We start from the raw sequence: 20,360 nt of genomic DNA on the forward strand, positions 1-20,360 counted from the left end.
GTCACAGCTCCCGCACCCGCTGACGCCGCACGATCCAGATGAAGAACGGAGCGCCGATAAAAGCCGTGACAATGCCGACATCGAGTTCCGCCGGTCGGGCGATAAGGCGACCAACCACATCTGCACCAACCAGCAGGCATGCGCCGATCAGGGCGGAAAAGGGCAGGAGCCAGCGGTGATCGACACCGACGAGCAGACGGCAGAGATGCGGGACAATCAGGCCGACAAAGCCGATGGGGCCGCAAATGGCGGTTGTCGCGCCGCATAGAAGAATGGCGCCGAGCGCCGCCATGGCGCGCGCGACGGCAACATTTTCGCCAAGGCCGGCGGCAAGTTCATCGCCGAGCGCCAGTGAATTCAGCTTGCGCGCCGATAGAAGGCTGATGAGAAAGCCGACAGCGAGAAAGGGCAGCACATGCGAAATTCGGTCGAATGTTGCTCCGCCAACTCCGCCGATCTGCCAGGACCGTATACCGCCTGCTATGTCGTTGCGGGGAAGCACGACGGCGATCACCATCGACGAGAACGCGACGGATGTTGCTGCCCCCGCAAGCGCAAGCTTGAGCGGTGTCGCGCCACCCCGACCGAGCGAGCCGATCGTATAAACGAAGGCGGCTGCGCAGCCTGCACCGAGAATGGCCGCCCAGATAAAGGCCTGCGACGAGGCGATGTTAAACCATGCAACGCCAATGACCACGGCAAGCGATGCACCCATATTGACGCCCAATATGCCCGGATCGGCGAGCGGATTGCGTGTCACGCCCTGCATGACGGCTCCGGCAAGTCCAAGCGCTGCACCAGCCACCAGTGCAAGAAAGGTACGCGGAATTCGAAGCGACACCGCCGCCTGACCGATTGAATCAACCTGACCGCCAAGTGCCGCAAGAATGTCAGCCCAGCTCACGTCGCGGGTGCCAAGCGAAACCGACAGGAAACAGAGAAGCGCAAGGCAAGCGATCACGACCGCCAGCCACATTGCGCTTGTGCGATGCGTCTTGCCGAATTGCGATATGTAAGGGGCGGTGTGGCCGTTGCGGGCTGTCATTTCGTCTTGTCTGCCGCCTGCGCAAGCAAGGCGACATAGTCCTTCAGCACCCATGAGATGGAGAGTGGCGTCGGGTTCGCAGCCGTGCCGAGCGGGTTTCTGCCCAGCATGACGATGGCGTTATGGGTAACCACTGGCATCTTCGCCATCAGCGGATTGCTCTTCATGGCGTTGTATAGTTCTTGACTGCCATAGGTGACGACGATGTCCACATCGTCGAACGCATCGATATGTTCGGCGCTGATCGAGCCGGAAAACTGGCCGGGCTTGGATGCATCGACAACGCTTTTGGGGGATTTCAAGCCGAGATCGTTGAAGAACCGCACCCGCGTATCGTTCGTCGTATAGAAGTTGATCGTGCTGAGGTTCGTTGCGTCGAGATGGGTGACGAACATTGCCGACTTGCCCTTCAAATGCGGATAGGCGGCCACAGCATCGGCAATTTCACCGTCGATTTTCTTGATCAGCGCTTCACCCTCGGCAGCCATGCCCATGCCTGCACTGTTAAGGCGGATCATGTCGCGCCAGTCTGTGGACCATGGTGCTTCCGGATAGGCCACGACGGGCGCAATCTGGCTCAGCGTATCGTAATCCGACTGGCTCAGGCCGGAATAGGAAGCGAGGATGACATCAGGCTTGGTTTCCGCCACGGCTTCGAAGTCGATCCCGTCGCCCTCATCGAACAGGACTGGCTTTTCCGCGCCCAGCTCTTTCAGCCGTTCGTCAACCCATGGCAATAGACCATCGCCATTGTCATCGCCGAAATTTGCGGCGGCAAAACCAACCGGCACCACGCCTAAAGCCAGTGGCACTTCATGGTTCGCCCAGGCGACGGTCGCTATCCGTTTCGGCTTTTTCGAAATGGTCGTCGTGCCGAAAGCATGTTTGATCACAATGGGATAGGTCTGGCTTTCGTCGGCGGATGCTGAGCCTGTTGCGGCTAATGCCACGCCCATTGCAAACAGCATCGATGCGACGAACATCAGCGGCGAACGAATGAACCACGACATAGGGCGCATTCTCCTTGCTTTTAGGTGCTTTAAAAGTGGCCTTTCACTCTCAGGTTAAATATACGCAGTCAAGTGCGATGCCGGGGGCTTGGCCTGAGCTGTATGAAATATCCGTGGCTTTTTACAAAAAAGCAGATTTCTACAATACTGGACAACTGCTCTCAAGTTAATGCGATTTCGAGGGTATTGAGGTGCAGATTCCAGGTTGGTTGAGCGGGGACGCTTTAACGGTTCAGCCAACAGAGCTTCTGACAACATCCCAAAATCTAAGCATCGCTGTCGGCTTTGGCTGTCGACAATCATCGCATAACCGGATTCTGGAACGTGAGCATGAACATCGCAAAGACACTTGATAACAGCAGGCAAACCAGAATCCGTTACCGCAATGCCGCCTTGTTGGGCTGCACGGCGCTGGCGCTCATCATGCCAGGCGTTGCTTCCGCTCAGGATGCGGCGGAGACGTCTGGTTCTACGACTGTTCTCCAGACCATTACCGTCGACGGCGCGGGCGGAAGCGACGACGATTCCAGGTCCATCGTTGCACGTAAAACGACAATCGGCGGCAAGATTCCGGCTGAAATCCTCGATACGCCAGCCTCGGTTTCGATGATCACGGCGAAGGAGATTCAGGACCGCAACGCGCAGACTGTCGAGCAGGTGTTGCAATATACATCTGGCGTCAACACAGACTTTTACGGTTCTGACGATCGCTTCGACTATTTCAAGATTCGTGGTTTCGACGCTTACACTTACCGCGATGGACTGGTGGTCGGCTCACCTTTTGGCGGCATCCGCGAAGAACCATTCGCCTATGAGCGTGTGGAAGTTCTGAAAGGTTCGAACTCGTCAGGCTTCGGCGTTGCACAGCCCGGCGGTGCGGTGAACTATGTCACCAAGCGCCCCAAAAGCGAACGCTTCGGGGAAGCCTATATCACGGGCGGTTCCTACGAGCACAAGGAAGTCGGCGTCGATTTTGGCGACAACATCACCAAGGACGACACGCTTTCCTATCGCTTCACCGGCAAGTTTCAGGATGCCAATGCCGAATATGACTATTCGCGCAATGACGATAAATTCGTCATGGGTGGGCTGACCTGGCGGCCCGATGCAGCAACCAGCCTGACCGTAGTTTACGATCATCTTTACAAGAACGGCACGCCTGGCAGTGGCGGTCACCCCATTGGCACGGATTTCAGCCGAAGCCGCTTTTTTGGCGAGCCGGATTATAATTTCCGTGGCACGAAGCGCAATGCGCTCAGCGCCATGTTCGATCATGACTTCGGTAACGGTCTGAGCTTCAGCTCCAATGCACGCTACAGCAAGACGGACAGCGATTTCGGCTATGCCTATATCGGTGGAACGCCGACAAATGGTTCGACAATCGCGGATCGCTATTTCTTCGGCAATGAAAGCTCCAACGAGCAATTCATCATCGATTCACATTTTCTCTATGAGGCCAATTTCGACAATGTCGAAACCCGCACACTGGTTGGCCTTGAGTATAATAATTACAAGTCGACCAACGCGACGTCGTGGGGCGCGGCACCCGGCATAGACTGGACAAACCCCGTTTATACCGGCGGCCCGCTTTCCACCGCGCCCTATACGAGCAAGCGAAACAAGCAGAAGACCACAGGCCTTTATCTCCAGCAGGATGTTGTCCTGTACGACAAGCTGATCTTCTCTGTGGGACTGCGCAATGACTGGCTGGACCTCACCGAAGAAAATCGGCTCACAAGCGTTACCGATAAAGGTGATCACAGCGATTTCAGCAAGCGCTTCGGTCTGACATACCGCATAACCGATGAACTCGCGACCTATGCCAGCTATGCGGAATCCGTCGCCCCGGCCGATGTCGGTGTCGAACCCACGACCGGCAAGCAGTATGAAATCGGTGTTAAATATCAGCCGGATGCTTTCCCGGCATTGTTCAGCGCTGCAATCTACGATCTGACGAAGGAAAACTTCACCGTCTATGACAGCGTGACCTATCTGCCTTCCAGTGTCGAGAAAGTGCGGCATCGCGGTGTCGATCTTGAAGCGAAGGCGGAAGTCGCGCGCAACATCAACGTGATCGCGGCCTATAGCTATATCGACTCCAAGATCGAAGAGCCGGGCGGTGTTTACGACGGCAATCGTCTCGCCATGGTTCCAAAACACATGGCGTCCATCTGGGGCACCTATACGCTGGAAGGCGAAGGTGCGCGAGGCGACATGACCTTCGGTGTGGGCGCGCGTTACATCAGCTCGTATTATCTGGGCAATGCGAACAACCCGACACCAAAAATCGGCATGGGCGAGTCCAGTGTCGTGGTTGATGCGTCGTTCAGCTACAATATCAAGGAAAACACCACGCTTCAGGTGAATGCGAGCAACCTGTTCGATGAGAAGCATGTCGCCAATGGCGGTTCCGGTGCCTACTTCTATAATCCGGGCCGCGAGATCACGGCAACGCTGCGTCAGACGTGGTAAAAATCAGGCCCCATCCGGTGATATTCGGGTGGGGCTTTTCACAGCGCTGATATGGTTTTAGTCAGACTGGCGCTGCTGTAAACGACGCCATGCGGCAGGTGTTTCGCCGACAATTTGTCGAAAAGCCTTGGTGAGATGCGCCTGATCGGTAAAGCCAAGTTGGGCGGCAACGCCTGCGACTGTCACTTCGCCGTTACCGATCAATAGATCTCGCGCCAGATCAATGCGTTTGCCGAGCTGCCATTGCAGCGGGGTCTTTCCGGTCGTCTGCTTGAAGACGTTGGAAAACCAGCTTTCAGAGAGGCCCACAGTTGCGGCCATTTCGGCAACGCTGAGCCGCCCGTCGCTGCATGCATTGAAACGGGCATGAAGCTTGTTCATCTGTGCTTGGGTCAAACGGCCATAACCCTGGCTGTTCTCGTCTCCCGAAATATCGAGGAGACTGGCCAGAATGCTGCCAACAAGGCTTTCCGCGAAAAGCGCATGTTTCGAAGGGTTGGAGGTCTCATCCACCAGCAATCTGGCCAGTGTTTCGACAGCCCCGATATCCTGAATTTCTGCAGGACTTCGCAACGCCGCCATTGCCGCAGACGTGCCGACCGCCGGTGTCAGGAATTTGAGCAGCCGGTCTTTGTGAAAATGCAGGTTCAGATGCGAGAAGCGATGCATTGAAACTGTCTTCGTCCAAAGCGGCAGTCCTGCGGGCAGATAGATCGCACGCATCATCGGACGAAAATGCTGTTTCAGCGTGCTTTGCGTGTTGGATATGCTGATGTTCGACGACACATCATTGAAAAAGATCATGATGCGCGGATCGTCTGACAGAAAATAGCCGGTCGCGCCGGTCTGGCTCTCTGCTTCCCAAAACGCGCTGACCAGACCGTCGAACACGCGCCATTTGACAGGTGCGACCACCCGAATGCCTTCTGCGTGCCAGGTCATGGAATGCCAGAAGCTCAACCTCGGAACCGTCCTTTCGGGAAGATCAAAAGGGTATCCCGCAGGTAGGAACAGGCAGGTATATCCCCATTTAATATGAGGATAACTATCATGTTTTTACATCATGGCAAGCCGATATTCAAACTTGCCATGATGGGAGCCAACAGTGTCGGCTGCTAAATCGCTACTGCGTTGGGTTTTCTTCCACCAGAGCCGCGGTCGGATCGGAGGTCGCCAAGGCGGGTGGACCTTCCACCCCACGCTGACGTTCACGAATGAATGTGAACAAGCCGGAGATGACGATCAGCACGATACCGATCAGCATCGCCATGTCGATATGATCATGGAAGACGAAATAGCCAAACAGGATCGCCCAGATCATCTGGCTATATTGCGGCGAGGCAATTGCACTGGCGGGAGCGTGATTGGCCGCCAGCATTAGAAGGATATTGGCGAGTGCTGCGAGAAGGCCATATCCGGCAAGATAAACCCACTGCATTGTGTCAGGAGCCTGATAGGTGGGCAGCATCAATGCGCCGCAAATGACAATGGGGCCGACAAGGCCGCTTGTATAAAGCGAGATGCGTTTTTCGCTTTTTCCCATCACGCGGAAAATGATGATGCCGACTGCACCGCCCATGCCGCCGGCGAGGGCACCGAGGTGGCCGATGGACAATTCACGGAAACCGGGGCGCAGCACCACCAGGACACCAGCAAAGCCGATGGCAACTGCCAGCCAACGTCGCCAGCCGACCTGCTCCTTGAGGAAAACGACCGACAATATGGTGACGAAGGCCGGAAGCAGGAAAATCAGCGCGAAGGCTTCGGCCATGGAAAGATGCGTGAATGCCGTAACGCTGCCCACGACACCCATGGTCGCCGTGACCGTGCGCAGAAGCCACATCTTCACATTTGTGGTTCGAAACATATCGAGCCAGTTGTCGCCGGCTTTTTTGGTGAAGGGGACGGCAAGCAGGCCAAGTACAGCGCCGAAAAAGGCAGTTTCATAAGGAGACAGCGAGCCGTCAATGAACTTGACGCAGGCATCGCTGACGGCGAATGCGGCGTAGGAAGCAAACGCGAGGAAAATTCCGTAAAGCATGGCAATGTCCGTAAAAACGGGTCCGAAAGCGTGGAGGCCGAAAGAGGGGGAGGAGGCTCTTTCCCGATCTAATCGATTGGAGGCGCTTTGGCAAAAGACATTTTAGTAAAAATCGACCTCGCGCCAGTATAAATTGAGAGGAGCGATTTCGCCTTTTTCAAGGCTTCGAGCCCTCGCGAAAACGCATGCCTCATTTGCAATCATATCCGTGGTGGAAATTTAGACAAACGCCTATTTGAACATCATCCAAACGAGGAGAGAGCAAATGAACATTCGTCAGAAATTCCAACAGTATGTATCCCGTCGCCGTGCAGTTCGTGAACTCGGTGCAATGGACGACCATCTTCTTGCCGACATCGGTGTTTCGCGTTCGCAGATCCAGAGCGCCGTATTCGGTCGATAAGTGCGTATGGAGCGTCTTTCCAAGGGCCGCCCGTCAAGTACAATCGAAATAAAGTGACAAAGCGTCGGTCTCCAGTCCCGGCGCTTTTGCTTTTTTAGCTATACCGAAAACAGTATTTTAGATTTTTCTGGTACGTTCAGCGCTTTCTCGCTGGCAAAGTTTTCCAACACCGATCGAAATAAATATTCTTGGACGAGCGACAGACATGTCGAGCGCGCGGATTGTCGTCTGGTCTTCTTTCACCCCTTTTATTAGGGGTAAAATCGCATATGGGACATTTATGATCTCGATATGAGACAACTTCGAATTGTTTATTATGCGGCCCCTCATATACTCAATCTCGCGGGGGCTGATGATGAAGGGCGCACCACGATCGAGATGTTCCGATCTCGGGTGTTCTTCATCATCACATTCTTTTCCCACCAATGACTATTCAAGCGATTATTACAGCGGCTTTGCCGTAATATTGTGTGAAAATAACTATACTGAGACTGGCATCCTTGCGCATCGGGCGATCAGATTGCTAACTGATCGCCCGATGACATTAAAGCTCGCAAGACGATGGGGCTCGCAAGATGATGGACCTTTTTTGGCGTGGTATCCTGATTGGGATCGGCGCAACAGTCGTGATGGATATTTGGGCAATCGTACTGGCTGCCATGCCGGGACAGTCGCTTCCGAACTGGGGGCGGGTTGGTCGCTGGTTCTGGCATCTGCGCGAAGGTCAGATTTTCCACGATGACATCGGCAAGGCCACACCCTACCGGCACGAAGTCGCGCTTGGCTGGATCGGCCATTATGTCGTCGGCATTCTCTACGGCGTGATTTTTGCATTTTATGGCGGGGCGGCGTGGTTCGAGAACCCCGTCTTTCTTCCGGCCTGGATCTTTGGCATACTCACCGTCGCGGCTGGCTGGTTTTTGTTGCAGCCAGGACTTGGAATCGGGTGGGCAGCATCCCGTCTGCCGAATGCGCAGCATGTCCGTATTATGAACCTTGTTGCGCACACATTCTTTGCGCTTGGTCTGTATGCGACCGCGCTATTGCTGAAAAGCGTTTTCTAATCAATGGGTTGAAAACTGCGTCCGCCGCCGAGGTGGGCGCTTTTTTTGAAGCACTTTCAAATATTTCCCGGCAAATGGGGAACTGGCGTCGGCGCGCAAGTCAGTCCACACTCCATCAAGTCAATAAATAGGCATTCTCAAGGCAGAATTGTGTACGGATCGCGGTAGGGAACTGTGCTTTGTCTGCAATGAGGTGTAAGGGGAACCAGTCCGTCCGTGCAAAATGCGGCGGCGTCTAACATTTTGGCAATCCCACAGGGTTTGCTCCATTCTGTATTCCGTGGCGGCGCAGCAAATCTGTCCGTGGCGGAATTGGCGTGGGCACCCGAGAAACGGGCCTACTTGCCTCGGAGGAACGATGCTCGAAAAGCTGTTCAAGTTACAGGAACACGGCACCAACGCGCGGACGGAAATCATCGCCGGCGTGACGACCTTCCTGACGATGTCCTACATCATCTTCGTCAACCCGGATATCCTGTCCACCACGGGCATGGATAAAAGCGCGGTTTTCGTGGCGACCTGTCTCGCCGCCGCGCTCGGTTCGATCATCATGGCGCTTGTCGCCAACTGGCCGATCGGCATGGCGCCCGGCATGGGCCTCAACGCGTTCTTCGCGTTCACGGTCGTTGGAGCCATGGGCTTCAGCTGGCAGCAGGCGCTCGGTGCGGTTTTCATTTCCGGCGTCATCTTCCTTCTTCTGACGGTAACGGGTATCCGCCGCTGGCTGGTGGAAGGCATTCCGCATTCGCTTCGAAGCGCGATTGCAGCCGGTATCGGTATGTTCCTGGCGCTCATCGGCTTGAAAACCGCAGGCGTCGTGGTTGGCAATGAAGCAACGCTCGTTGGCCTTGGCGATCTGACCAAAGCCGGTACGCTGCTTGCTATCGCCGGTTTCTTCATCATCGCTGTTCTGGATGCGCTCAAGGTTCGCGGTTCGATCCTGATCGGCATTCTGGTTATTACGATTGCGTCGATTGCGCTCGGCATCAGCCAGTTCAATGGCGTGTTCTCCGCACCGCCAAGCCTTGCGCCAACCTTTCTGCAGCTTGATGTTATGGGCGCGCTCCATACCGGCATTCTGCACGTGATCCTTGTCTTCGTGCTGGTGGAAGTGTTCGACGCTACGGGTACGCTGATCGGCGTCGCCAAGCGTGGCGGCCTGATCGAACCGGGCAAGCCGAACCGCCTCGGTCGCGCGCTCTTTGCCGACAGCACGGCCATTCTCGGCGGCTCGCTGCTGGGCACCTCGTCCACGACGGCTTATGTCGAAAGCGCTTCTGGCGTTCAGGCAGGTGGTCGTACCGGTCTTACGGCTCTGGTCGTGGCGCTGCTGTTCCTGGCTGCCCTGTTCATTTCGCCGCTCGCCGGTTCGGTCCCTGCTTACGCAACCGCACCTGCGCTGATCTATGTGGCTTGCCTCATGATGCGCGAACTGACCGAAATCGATTGGCAGGACATTACGGAAGCAACGCCAGCTGCGCTTACCGCACTGGCTATTCCGCTGACCTATTCGATTGCTAACGGTCTTGCCTTCGGCTTCATCAGCTATGTCGTGCTCAAGGCCTTCACCGGCAAGGCACGCGAGGTTCATCTTGCAACCTGGCTGGTCGCCGCCCTGTTTGTGATCCGCTTCGCGTTCTTCGCAGAATAGTCTTGTAACGCCGGGCGTTCGCGCCCGGCGCATTTCTCGATGGTAGATGAGGAGAGAGCCTTTGCAGTCGAATGATCTGAAGCTTCTGGAGCGACTGATTGAAGTCCTTGAGAACAATATCATCCCGCTGACGGAAAAAGGCGTTGCCGCTGGCAACAAGATTTTCGGCGCAGCCCTGCTGCAAAAGTCCGATCTTTCGCTTGTTCTGGCCGAAACCAACAATGAGACGGAAAATCCGCTTTGGCATGGTGAAGTACACACGCTGAAGCGCTTTTATGAAATGCCTGAAAAGGGCAGACCGAACACCAGGGATATGGTGTTCTTTTCAACCCATGAGCCATGCTCGATGTGCCTCTCGGCTATCACCTGGAGCGGCTTCGACAATTTCTATTATCTGTTCAGCCATGAAGATTCGCGCGATGCATTTTCCATCCCGCACGATCTGAAAATTCTGAAAGAAGTCTTCACGCTTGAACCGGGCGGCTATAATCGCGACAATGCCTTCTGGCATAGCCATTCCCTGCCCAAGTTGGTTGCAGCCTTGCCGGAGCCGGATCGGTCGCGGCTTGAAAAGCGCCTTGATGCCATTCGCGCCAAATATGATGCAATGTCCGGTGCCTATCAGTCCCAGAAAGATGGCAACGCGATCCCGCTGAACTAAGAGCCTTTGCGCCAAGGCGGATTATTTTCCACGGAAGCTTGACAGGTCGACGGGTTACGCCGCACATCGCTCGTGTTGCGTGATCCGTTTTGTTTTTGCGAAGATTGTTTGACTTCGCACGCCGATGCCAGCGCGTCGGCAAGCCTGTGAGGATATTGATGCTGCGTATGATTGTTATGGGCGTTTCGGGGTCCGGAAAGTCCACTGTCGGCGAGAAGATTGCTGCCGAATTGCAGTTGCCCTTTCTGGAAGGGGATTCGCTACACCCAAAGGCCAATGTCGATAAAATGTCGGCAGGTATCCCGCTTCAGGACGAAGATCGCTGGCCTTGGCTGGACAAGATTGGCGAACACCTTGCCGCAGCAAATGATGGCATCGTCGTTTCCTGTTCGGCGCTGAAAGCAGTCTATCGTGACCGTTTGCGCGCCGCTGCCGGAGCGCCGGTTATGATCATTTTTCTCGACGGCACTTTCGAAGTTCTCCATGAGCATATGGGTCACCGTACAGGCCATTTCATGCCGGTCGCCATGCTCGAAAGCCAGATTGCAACGCTGGAAAGCCCGGTGGGTGAGCCGCTTGTTTTCCGCGCTGATGTAGCCGACCCGGTGGAGAAGATCGTGGCGGAAAGCCTCGCCTGGATCCGCGCCCAGAAACTCTAGTTAAGCGGCCAGAAGAACATCAGTGTCGGCACTGTCACGATAGCGATGATGATGGAGAGCGGCAGTCCAAGGCGCGGATAGTCGCTGAATTTGTAACCGCCCGGTCCCATGACCAGTGTGTTGCACTGGTGGCCGATAGGGGTGAGGAAATCACACCCCGCGCCGATGGCCACGGCCATCAAAAAAGCTTCCGGCTTGAAACCAAGGCCGGAGGCAAAGCTGGTCGCAATGGGCGCCATGACCAGAACCGTGGCGGCATTATTGAGAAACGGCGTGACCATCATTGCAGCCACAAGGATCAGCGCCAGCGCGCCGGCGGGCGGCAGCTGGTGGCCTATAGTGGCGAGCGCTTCGGCGATCAGATCTGTGCCGCCTGTGGTTCTGAGCGCGTCCGAGACCGGTATCAGAGCCGCCAGCATCACCAGAATAGGTCCGTCAATCTCGTCATAAACTTCGTTGAGCGGGATGACCTTGAAAAGCAGCATCGCAACTGCGGCTGCGAAAAACGCAACGGCAACCGGTACGATGCTCAAAGCCGTCGCGCCAATGGCAACAATCAGAATTGCCAGCGGGATGAGGCTCTTGCGGACATTGCCGAGCATCAGCTTGCGTCGCGCCAAAGGCAGAAGCTCGAATTCAGGCAGGAAGGTCGATAGGCTGGCTTGTCTGCCCTGAAGCACCAGCACATCGCCGAACCGTAGGCGCACTTCGCTCAAACGCTCGGTAATGCGCTCGCCCGGGCGGCTGACGGCGAGAAGATTGACGTCATAGCGCGCATAAAGCTCCAGCCGCTGCGCCGACAGATCGACAAGATGCGAGTTTTTGCCGATAACCGCCTCTACCACCTCAATGTCGGTCGAGCCGCTCGTGTCTTTCGGGTCGCGATTTTCGGACAGGGTCAGCTTTCCGGCGCTGACAACTGTATCGAGCGCTTTCGGGTCGCCTTCCAGCATCACGATATCGTCCTCGGCAAGCACCGTGTCGGGCAGGGGCGTGATGCGCCCTTCCTTGCGGATAATGGCCGTGACCATGGCCTCGCCTTCGGCAGGGCGGATAAGTTCGGATATTTGTTTGCCAACCAGCGGAGAGGATTTTGAAACGCGCGCTTCCGAAGCGTAGTTCTTGATCTTGATGGCTTCGTCGAGAGAAACATTTTCACGCGTGCGCTGTGGCACCAGCCAGTAGAAGCAAACGAGATAGACAAGACCGACCGCGGCAAGAACTGCGCCAACGGGCGTGAAGTCGAACATGGTGAATGGTTCACCGACCATTTCGCCACGAATGCGCGAAACAACGATATTGGGCGAGGTGCCAACCTGCGTCATCAATCCGCCGAGCAACGCGCCGAAGGCCATCGGCATCAGGAATGTCGAGGGCGAAACATTGGAGCGGCGGGCAAACTGAAAGGCGACCGGGATCATGATCGCCAGCGCACCGACATTTTTCACGAAGGCGGAAAGGACCGTCACGATGGCGACCAGGACAGCGAGCTGCAATCGAACGCTGTTCATTTCCGGCAGAAACCGCTGGACTGCAAGCTGCATCAAGCCGGAACGCGCGACGCCCGCACTGACCACCAGTGCGCTGCCAACGATGATGACAATGTCGTCGCTGAAGCCAGTAAACGCTTTATCGAAGGGAACAACACCAACCGCGATGCCGAGCAAAAGTGCGCAAAGCGCCACAATGTCGTATCGAAACTTGCCCCAGATAAATGCCCCCATCATAAGTACGATCACAGCGAAGGATAGTATTTGTTGATGAGTCATTCAGTACGCGTTCCCAGAAATGAGAAAATTATTCCTTTTCTGTGTAACGCATAAAATTTCAAACGGAAATTGATTATTCGGGCGCCGTGAATGATGCGCGCTGCAAAAGCGAGAGTGCCTTGCGCTCTAGTTGTAGAGCGCAAGGCTGTTTCAATCAGTCGCCGATACGGCGGCCATCCGCGTCGAAAAGATGCACGTTCTGCACCGAAGCGCCAACCTTCACGACTTCATCGATTGTGTGGCTGGAACGACCGGCCACGCGGAAAACCAGCGGCTTGCCATCGGTTAGCGAGCCATGGATGAAGCTTTCCGCGCCGACCAGCTCAATCGCGTCGATGCGTACATCGGCATTGAAACCGTCGGCTGCCGGTTCCCCGGCTTCAAGAATGCGCATGTCTTCCGGACGCACACCCAGCGTAAACTTGCCAGACGGGGCGTTGATGGCGCTCCCCGGCTGCCAGACTGTGCTTGCGCCGCCTTCCAGCAGGTTCATCGACGGAGAGCCAATGAAGGTCGCAACGAAGGTCGAGGCAGGCTTTTCGTAAAGCTCGATAGGCGTGCCGACCTGCTCGATATTCCCGGCATTCAGCACCACGAGACGATCAGCCATGGTCATCGCTTCCATCTGGTCGTGGGTCACATAGACACTGGTTGTGCCGAGCGAACGCTGCAAACGCTTGATCTCGACGCGCATCTGCACGCGTAGCTTGGCATCGAGATTGGAAAGCGGTTCATCGAAGAGGAATGCCGCCGGTTCACGCACAATAGCGCGACCCATGGCGACGCGCTGGCGCTGTCCGCCCGAAAGCTGGCGCGGCTTACGGTCGAGGAATTGTTCGATCTCCAGCGCCTTGGCGGCCTTGCCGATACGGCGTTCGATCTCGTCTTTCGGTGTTTTGCGGTTTTTCAAACCATAAGCGAGGTTGTCGCGAACTGTCATATGCGGGTAGAGCGCATAGTTCTGGAACACCATGGCGATGTCGCGCTCGGCGGGCTCGACATCGTTGACCACACGGTCGCCAATGGCAATCGTGCCGCCGGTGATGCCTTCCAGACCGGCGATCATGCGCAGAAGCGTGGACTTGCCGCAGCCTGATGGGCCGACGAGAACGACGAATTCGCCATCCTGAATATCCAGTGAAACGCCTTTGATGACTTCAATACCGCCGCCATAGCTCTTGCGGACATTATCAAGAACGATCTTGCTCATTATTTTTCCGTTTCCACGAGGCCTTTGACGAACCAGCGCTGCATTAGCACGACAACGAGGATCGGCGGGATGATGGCCAGAATTGCCGTTACCATGACATAGTTCCACGGGGTGGAAGCGTCGGCCCAATCGACCATGCGGCGCAGGCCGATGATGATGGTGTTCATTTTCGCGTCATTGGTAACGAGCAGAGGCCAGAGATACTGGGTCCATCCGTAAATGAAGAGAATGACGAAGAGCGCCGCGATATTCGTCTTCGATAGCGGCAAGAGGATGTCGCGCATGAAGCGGAACGGTCCTGCATTGTCGATACGTGCGGCTTCGACCAGTTCTCCCGGAATGGTGAGGAAGAACTGCCGGAACAGGAATGTCGCTGTCGCCGATGCCATCAGGGGCAGCGTCAGCCCCGCATAGGTATCGATCAGACCAAGATCGACGATAACCTTGTAGGTTGGCAAAATGCGCACTTCGACCGGCAGCATCAGCGTCACAAAGATCATCCAGAAGAAGAACATGCGCAGCGGAAAGCGGAAGAAGACAATCGCAAAAGCCGACATGAACGAGATGATGATCTTGCCGATGGCAATCGCCATCGCGACGACGAACGAGTTCCACAGCAGCCTTTCAAGGCTGACGCCGACAACGCGCTCCACGCCGCCGAATATGGCTTCGTTATAGTTCTCGACAAGGTGATTGCCGGGCAGGAGCGATATTGGCGGACGGATGATTTCCGAAGAACTCATCGTCGAGGCGACGAAGGTGTAATAAATCGGAAAGGCGACGATGATGATCCCGAGGATCAGGATCAGATGGCCGATCAGATTGGAGATGGGGCGTTTTTCGATCATGGCCGCCTCGCTCACGAATAATGCACGCGCTTCTCAACGAAGCGGAACTGGAAGGCAGTCAGGGCGATGACGATGGCCATCAGGATGACCGACTGGGCAGACGACGAGCCGAGGTTCAGATTGACGAAGCCGTCATTGTAAACCTTGTAGACCAGTGTTTCCGTGGCCTTGGCAGGCCCGCCCCCGGTGACGGCGTGGATGATGCCGAATGTGTCGAAGAACGCATAGGTCGTGTTGACCACCAGCAGGAAGAACGAGGTGGGGGCCAGTAACGGAAACACGATGGTCCAGAAGCGCCGCGCACCGCGCGCGCCGTCAATGGCAGCCGCTTCGATTAACGACTTAGGAATTGCCTGCAAGCCTGCGACAAAAAACAGAAAATTGTAGGAAATCTGTTTCCATGCGGCTGCGAAAACAACGAGGCCCATAGCCTGATTGCCGTCGAGAAGCGGATCCCAGGCAACGCCATTGCGACGCAGGATATAGGCAAGCGTGCCCATGGCCGGGTTGAACATGAAAAGCCAGAGCATACCGGCGACGGCAGGCGCCACCGCATAGGGCCAGATCAGCAATGTGCGATAAAGGGTCTTGCCGCGTATGACACGGTCAGCCGCAGTCGCCAGCAACAGGGCTGCGCCCATAGCGAGAAGTGCGGTCAGGACGTTGAAGACAATCGTGACCCTGAAGGAATGCAGATAATTCGGGTCCGAAAGAACCGTGCTGAAATTTGCCAGTCCCACGAAAGTGGATTTCAGGCCGAATGCGTCTTCACGCATGAAGGACTGATAAATTGCCTGACTGGCTGGCCAGAAGAAGAACACCAGCGTCAACGCGATCTGCGGCGCCAGCAGGAAATAGGGTAAGATCTTGTTGGGAAACGTGACTTTCTGCACGGGCGATTTCCTTGCAGGAAACAAAGCCGCCCGCTCGATCATGAGCAGGCGGCATTGCTTGATTTAAAATTTATTGCGCGGCTGCGATCGCTTCGTTTCCGCGTTTGACGGCGTTTTCGAGCGCGGTCTTCGCGTCCTGCTTGCCACCGAGCATGGCTTCGAACTCTTCGTTCAAAATATCACGCACCTGCGGCAGGTTGACGAGGCGCACGCCCTTGGAGTTTTCGGTCGGCTCCTTGCCCATCATCTGAAGGATCGGCGTTTCGCGGCCCGGATTCTTTTCATAGAAATCCGACTTTTTGGTTTCTTCGTAAGCGGCTAGCGTCACCGGCAGATAGCCGGACTTCTCGTGCAGCTTGACCTGAATCTTGGTCTGCGACAGGAAGTTGAAGAACTGCGCAATGCCCTTGTACTGATCGTCGCTGAGGCCAGCGAAAACCCAAAGCGCGGCACCGCCGGGGATGGTGTTCTGCGGGCCATGACCTTCATAATAAGGCAACTGGCCAATACCGTAATTGATGCCGGATTTGACCACATCGCCGAGACCGCCCGACGATTCCGTCAGCATCGCGCATTCTCCCGAGGTGAAGAGCTGCTTTGCTTCCGAGGTGCGTCCGCCGTAGCGGAATGCGCCATCCTTGGCGAGATCGGCAATCGACTGGAAGTGCTGGATGTAAAGCGGGGAATTAATTTCCAGCTTCACATCGGTGCCGCCGAGGCCGTTTTCGTTGGTGCCGTAAGGAACGTTGTTCCAGGCTGCGAAGTTTTCGGTCTGGATCCAGGTCAGCCAGGTCGAGGTGAAGCCGCAAGGGGCAGCACCGCTTGTCTTGATCTTCTTGGCGGCTTCAAACACTTCCGGCCAGGTCTTTGGCGGGTTATTTTCGTCCAGACCAGCCTTTTTGAAGGCATCCTTGTTGTAATAGAGGATCGGCGACGAGGAATTATACGGGAAGGACAGCATCGTGCCATCCGGCTTGGAATAATAAGCGACGATACCCGGCAGATATTGCGACTTGTCGAACTTGAAGCCGCCCTTTTCCAGCACTTCGGCTGCCGGAACCACGGCACCTTCTGCGCCCATCATCACGCCGCTACCGGCGTCGAAGACCTGAAGAATTGCTGGCGGCTGCTTGGAACGGAACGCGGCGATGCCTGCATTCAACGTTTCTGGGTAGCTGCCCTTATAGACCGGAACGATCTTGTAATCGCTCTGGCTTTCATTGAACTCTTTGGTGAGTTCATTGATCATTTCGTTATTGGCGCCGGTCATGCCGTGCCACCAGGACAATTCGGTCTGGGCAAATGCCTGCGAACCGATGGAAAGAGCAAGAACGCCTGTGAGCGCGGAAGTCGTGATCAGACGGGTAAGCATGTTTCCTCCTCGGAGTTGAGGTTACGTGAATATCAGGAACAGCCAAGTCTGTTCTCGATAAATCCGGAACCTGCATTATCGTTATTGCGCTTATATGAATGCAATTTTTAGGGAAGGATCAACCTTCGATTTCCCCAATGCCAGAGTAAACTCGAAAAAAGTAGTTCTAAAAAAGAAAAAAATCGAAAGCTAGGCGAAAAATTGTGAAGGACTGTGGATTACTTTGAGACAGGACGCCTATGATGAGACTGTTAGGCAACAGTAATCGGAGACTGACGCTGCTGTCTTGAACGAAAAAAAGGAGGCCTTGGAGGGCCTCCTCGATATCCTATTGAGATGTGTAGATTGGTTCAGCTGCTTATTCGCCCCAGGTGCGTTCAAGCACGTCAATCCAGTTTCCATGGGCGAGCTTGACGATGGAAGCATCGTCGTAGCCATGCGCACGGAATGTCGCGATCACGCGCTGAAGATCAGCGGCGCTGTGCAGGCTGTTCGAGATCGTCGTGCCGTCAAAATCCGAACCCAGCGCAAGGTGATCAATACCGATGCGGTTGACGATATAATCCGCATGACGCACCAGTTCATTCAGGTCGGTATTCGGGTCGCGCCTGCCATCCTCGCGCAGGAAGCCGACGCCGAAATTCAGGCCGACAAGACCGCCGGTATCACGAATGGCGTCGAGCTGCCGGTCGGTCAGATTGCGGCTCTGCTGGCAAAGCGCATGGGCGTTGGAATGCGACGCGACGAGCGGTGCATCGGACAGCGCTGCGATATCCCAGAACCCTTTTTCATTCATATGGGAAAGATCGACCATAACCTTCAATTCATTGCAGGCGCGGATGAGCGCCTTGCCGTGATCAGTCAGGCCCGGCCCGATATCCGGCGATGACGGAAAGCGGAAGGGAATGCCATGGGCGAAAATATTGGGGCGGCTCCATACCGGACCGAGTGTTCTCAGGCCCGCCGCATGCAGCACATAAAGCGCGTCGAGGCTTTCATCGAAAGCTTCCACGCCTTCAATGTGAAAGACGGAAGCGAAGATACCCTTGGCGAATGCATCGCGAATGTCTGCGGCAGTCCGGCAGATGCGCACCTGTCCCATCGATTTGCGTTCGATATTTTGCAGGATTGCCGCCATGCCCAGTGTCGCCTTCATGGCGTCCGGCTGGCTCGGCGTCGGCAGATTACCATCGGCATCCAGCTCGCGGGCAGGGGATGGAACATACACCGCGCATAGCCCGCCGCCCAACCCGCCTTTACGGGCACGGGGCAGGTCAATATGTCCGACGTCCTCACCTTCAAGGAACCGCTTTTCGGGGGCCGGCTTGTTGGAAGACCACAAACGCAGCAGAACGTCATTGTGCCCATCGAATACCGGAATCAGTTGTTCTGTCGCCATCTTGGGAGATTTCCTTCACGCTGATCGTTCAGTTCATGGGGGTAGTGGACCCGCAGACAGCAAATTGCAAACGAGTTTTCTGCAACATGTGTCGCATGTGACGCTGTCTGGCGGTCTTGCATGGACAAGAGAATCCGCTTTATCTGCAATCCGGCCACAATCGCTTGGAATGCCGCCCCCGATGTTTCTTGAAAAAGCATACATCCGGCATCCTGGATCGTGGAACAGCTCGGCGGCGGGGGAATGCGCACGCAGAGAGCGTTGAAATGCAAGAGCTGTCTGACGGAGATCTTATGTCAATGCATGCAGACTGGAACGCTGCCTCGCAGGCCGCGAAGGTCTATTCGAGAAGCTGGGCGAAAGACGAGCCCGGCGGCGTGATTATCGGTTTTGATCTGGACGGGGTCAAATTTGCCTATGCGGGCGGGCTGGAAAGCCTCGCAACGGGTGTTCCGTTTACGGCCAATACGGTCGTGCGCTATGCCTCAATCACCAAGCATTTATTCTGCGCCATGGTTCTGCGCCATAGCGATGTCATCAGCCTTGATGATCGCCTTGGCGACCATCTGCCCGAGCTGCAAAGCCCGCTGGCCGATGTGACTGTCGGCCGGGCGCTGGACATGACCGGCGGTCTGCCCGATGCGCGCGAATGCCTGACGCTGCTTGGCCTTTCCGTCTACACACAGACCGAGGCGAACCAGCTTCTGGATTTTCTCGCATCGCTGACCCGGCTCAATTTCGAAGCAGGCAGCGAAATCTCCTATTCCAATACCGGCTATCGTCTGGTGGAAGCCGCACTGGAGCGCAAGGGTTTCCGCTTTCGCGATTTCATACAGTCTGAAGTTTCCGTGCCGCTCGGCCTGTCGATCGCTACGCCTGACCTCTGGAACGATCCCGTCAAGGGATTGGCGCCGGGGTACTGGAAGTCGGGCGATAAATGGCAATTGAGCGCTGCTGGGCTACACCTCTCCGCTTCTGGCTCTCTGGTTGGCAGCGGCATGGCATTGACCATATGGGCGCAAGCGCTGCTGGAGGGTGAGGGGGCCTATAAGGGATTGCTCGCCAGTTTATCAGCCGAGCGGAACCTGTCGAACGGACGCCCGACAGGCTATGGTCTTGGCCTGCGCTGGAACGGGGTGGACGGCAAGGCATTTGTCGGGCATGGCGGTTCGCATCCCGGTTACAAAAGCTATTTTCTGCTCGATCCGCAGGAGAAAAGCGGCATGGTTGTCGTCTCCAACCGGGAAGACGCCAACACGTATAAAATCGCGCGGGACTGCATGGCTGCTCTGTACGGCTTACAGCTGCCCGATACCAGCTGCGCTATTCCCGATGGGCTTTACGTCGCAGAAACCGGCCCATTATGGCTGGAAATGCGCAATGGCGTCGCAAACAGCCTCGATGCCGAAGACACGTTGTACAATGTCGGCGATGGCTGGTTCTCGTCGCTCTCCGCGTCGTCGCCGGTCAAGCTGCGCTGGACGGGCGAGGCGCTGGAAGGCGAAATCGGTTATGCTCCATGCCGCCTGAAACCTGCATCGGTGACGCCTGCCGGACGAGAACTGGATGGCCACTGGCAGGCATCAGCCTATGGCGCCAGTTTCGACATCAAGGACGGGCATGTGATTTGGGGTATAGGCCCTACGCGTCGCGCAATGCCGCTGGAAGACATTGGCAATGGTCGGGCGCTTTTTACGCTGCACGATGGCCCGTGGACGCGGCGCATATGTCTGCACCAACTCGACGATAATCGTCTGGAACTGGTTTTGAGCCGCAGCCGTATGATCGAATATCGCCGGTAACACAGGCAATGATTGGCGAAGATGCGGCGGAAGGGCGACCTTACCGCCGCATCTTGCATTA

The 20,360-nt window shown here is 55.9% G+C and carries 17 protein-coding genes; 7 read left to right on the plus strand and 10 right to left on the minus strand.

What is annotated here, in order from left to right:
• Position 1 precedes the first annotated feature (1 nt).
• Together FHW00_RS03300 and FHW00_RS03305 are read right to left on the minus strand one after the other, a co-directional pair.
• Positions 2-1,045 (minus strand): FecCD family ABC transporter permease, encoded by a 1,044-nt coding sequence (locus FHW00_RS03300; protein ID WP_078336877.1) that lies wholly within the window; start codon positions 1,043-1,045, stop codon positions 2-4.
• The gene (locus tag FHW00_RS03305; RefSeq protein ID WP_445557857.1) at positions 1,042-2,028 is read right to left on the minus strand and encodes an iron-siderophore ABC transporter substrate-binding protein; all 987 of its coding nucleotides are present in this window, start codon (positions 2,026-2,028) and stop codon (positions 1,042-1,044) included. Before FHW00_RS03305 ends, FHW00_RS03300 begins: the two co-directional genes overlap by 4 nt.
• A 357-nt stretch (positions 2,029-2,385) precedes the next feature.
• On the opposite strand from FHW00_RS03305, the gene FHW00_RS03310 reads away from it, so the two are divergent.
• Positions 2,386-4,527, plus strand: coding sequence for a TonB-dependent siderophore receptor (locus tag FHW00_RS03310; protein WP_078336879.1), 2,142 nt, complete (start codon positions 2,386-2,388; stop codon positions 4,525-4,527).
• Between the two features lie 57 nt (positions 4,528-4,584).
• On the opposite strand, the gene FHW00_RS03315 is transcribed toward FHW00_RS03310, so the two are convergent.
• Together FHW00_RS03315 and FHW00_RS03320 are read right to left on the minus strand one after the other, a co-directional pair.
• On the minus strand, positions 4,585-5,487 hold the full coding sequence (locus FHW00_RS03315; RefSeq protein ID WP_210189461.1) for a helix-turn-helix domain-containing protein: 903 nt from the start codon (positions 5,485-5,487) through the stop codon (positions 4,585-4,587).
• A gap of 163 nt (positions 5,488-5,650) precedes the next feature.
• Complete coding sequence (locus FHW00_RS03320) at positions 5,651-6,568, minus strand: DMT family transporter (protein WP_078336881.1); 918 nt, start codon at positions 6,566-6,568, stop codon at positions 5,651-5,653.
• A 265-nt stretch (positions 6,569-6,833) separates the two neighbouring features.
• Between FHW00_RS03320 and FHW00_RS03325 the strand changes: the two genes are divergently transcribed.
• The 5 genes from FHW00_RS03325 (at position 6,834) to FHW00_RS03345 (ending at position 11,006) form a co-directional block, all read left to right on the plus strand.
• The gene (locus tag FHW00_RS03325) at positions 6,834-6,971 is read left to right on the plus strand and encodes a DUF1127 domain-containing protein (protein ID WP_078336882.1); all 138 of its coding nucleotides are present in this window, start codon (positions 6,834-6,836) and stop codon (positions 6,969-6,971) included.
• A gap of 575 nt (positions 6,972-7,546) precedes the next feature.
• Entirely contained in the window at positions 7,547-8,035 is a 489-nt protein-coding gene (locus tag FHW00_RS03330; protein WP_078336884.1) for a DUF2938 domain-containing protein, read from the plus strand.
• A gap of 358 nt (positions 8,036-8,393) precedes the next feature.
• Entirely contained in the window at positions 8,394-9,686 is a 1,293-nt protein-coding gene (locus FHW00_RS03335) for an NCS2 family permease (protein WP_078336885.1), read from the plus strand.
• A gap of 46 nt (positions 9,687-9,732) precedes the next feature.
• The gene (locus FHW00_RS03340; protein WP_371836151.1) at positions 9,733-10,347 is read left to right on the plus strand and encodes a deaminase; all 615 of its coding nucleotides are present in this window, start codon (positions 9,733-9,735) and stop codon (positions 10,345-10,347) included.
• Positions 10,348-10,505: 158 nt separating this feature from the next.
• Entirely contained in the window at positions 10,506-11,006 is a 501-nt protein-coding gene (locus tag FHW00_RS03345) for a gluconokinase (protein ID WP_078336887.1), read from the plus strand.
• Here FHW00_RS03345 and FHW00_RS03350 read toward each other — a convergent pair.
• The 6 genes from FHW00_RS03350 to FHW00_RS03375 form a co-directional block, all read right to left on the minus strand.
• On the minus strand, positions 11,003-12,775 hold the full coding sequence (locus FHW00_RS03350) for an SLC13 family permease (RefSeq protein WP_078336888.1): 1,773 nt from the start codon (positions 12,773-12,775) through the stop codon (positions 11,003-11,005). The two genes, FHW00_RS03345 and FHW00_RS03350, sit on opposite strands and share 4 nt — an antisense overlap.
• A 154-nt stretch (positions 12,776-12,929) precedes the next feature.
• On the minus strand, positions 12,930-13,985 hold the full coding sequence (locus FHW00_RS03355; protein WP_078336889.1) for a sn-glycerol-3-phosphate import ATP-binding protein UgpC: 1,056 nt from the start codon (positions 13,983-13,985) through the stop codon (positions 12,930-12,932).
• Entirely contained in the window at positions 13,985-14,833 is an 849-nt protein-coding gene (gene ugpE / locus FHW00_RS03360) for a sn-glycerol-3-phosphate ABC transporter permease UgpE (RefSeq protein WP_078337072.1), read from the minus strand. The genes FHW00_RS03355 and ugpE overlap by 1 nt, the downstream gene beginning before the upstream one ends.
• A gap of 11 nt (positions 14,834-14,844) precedes the next feature.
• Positions 14,845-15,726, minus strand: a complete 882-nt coding sequence (gene ugpA / locus FHW00_RS03365; protein WP_078336890.1) for a sn-glycerol-3-phosphate ABC transporter permease UgpA — start codon at positions 15,724-15,726, stop codon at positions 14,845-14,847.
• A 70-nt stretch (positions 15,727-15,796) separates the two neighbouring features.
• Positions 15,797-17,098 (minus strand): sn-glycerol-3-phosphate ABC transporter substrate-binding protein UgpB, encoded by a 1,302-nt coding sequence (gene ugpB, locus FHW00_RS03370; protein ID WP_078336891.1) that lies wholly within the window; start codon positions 17,096-17,098, stop codon positions 15,797-15,799.
• Between the two features lie 358 nt (positions 17,099-17,456).
• On the minus strand, positions 17,457-18,497 hold the full coding sequence (locus FHW00_RS03375; RefSeq protein WP_078336892.1) for a dipeptidase: 1,041 nt from the start codon (positions 18,495-18,497) through the stop codon (positions 17,457-17,459).
• 293 nt (positions 18,498-18,790) lie between these two features.
• Between FHW00_RS03375 and FHW00_RS03380 the strand changes: the two genes are divergently transcribed.
• On the plus strand, positions 18,791-20,299 hold the full coding sequence (locus tag FHW00_RS03380; RefSeq protein WP_078336893.1) for a serine hydrolase domain-containing protein: 1,509 nt from the start codon (positions 18,791-18,793) through the stop codon (positions 20,297-20,299).
• Positions 20,300-20,360: the final 61 nt, after the last annotated feature.

The sequence above is a fragment of the Ochrobactrum sp. P6BSIII genome (assembly GCF_014138065.1).
Taxonomy (GTDB): Bacteria; Pseudomonadota; Alphaproteobacteria; order Rhizobiales; family Rhizobiaceae; genus Brucella.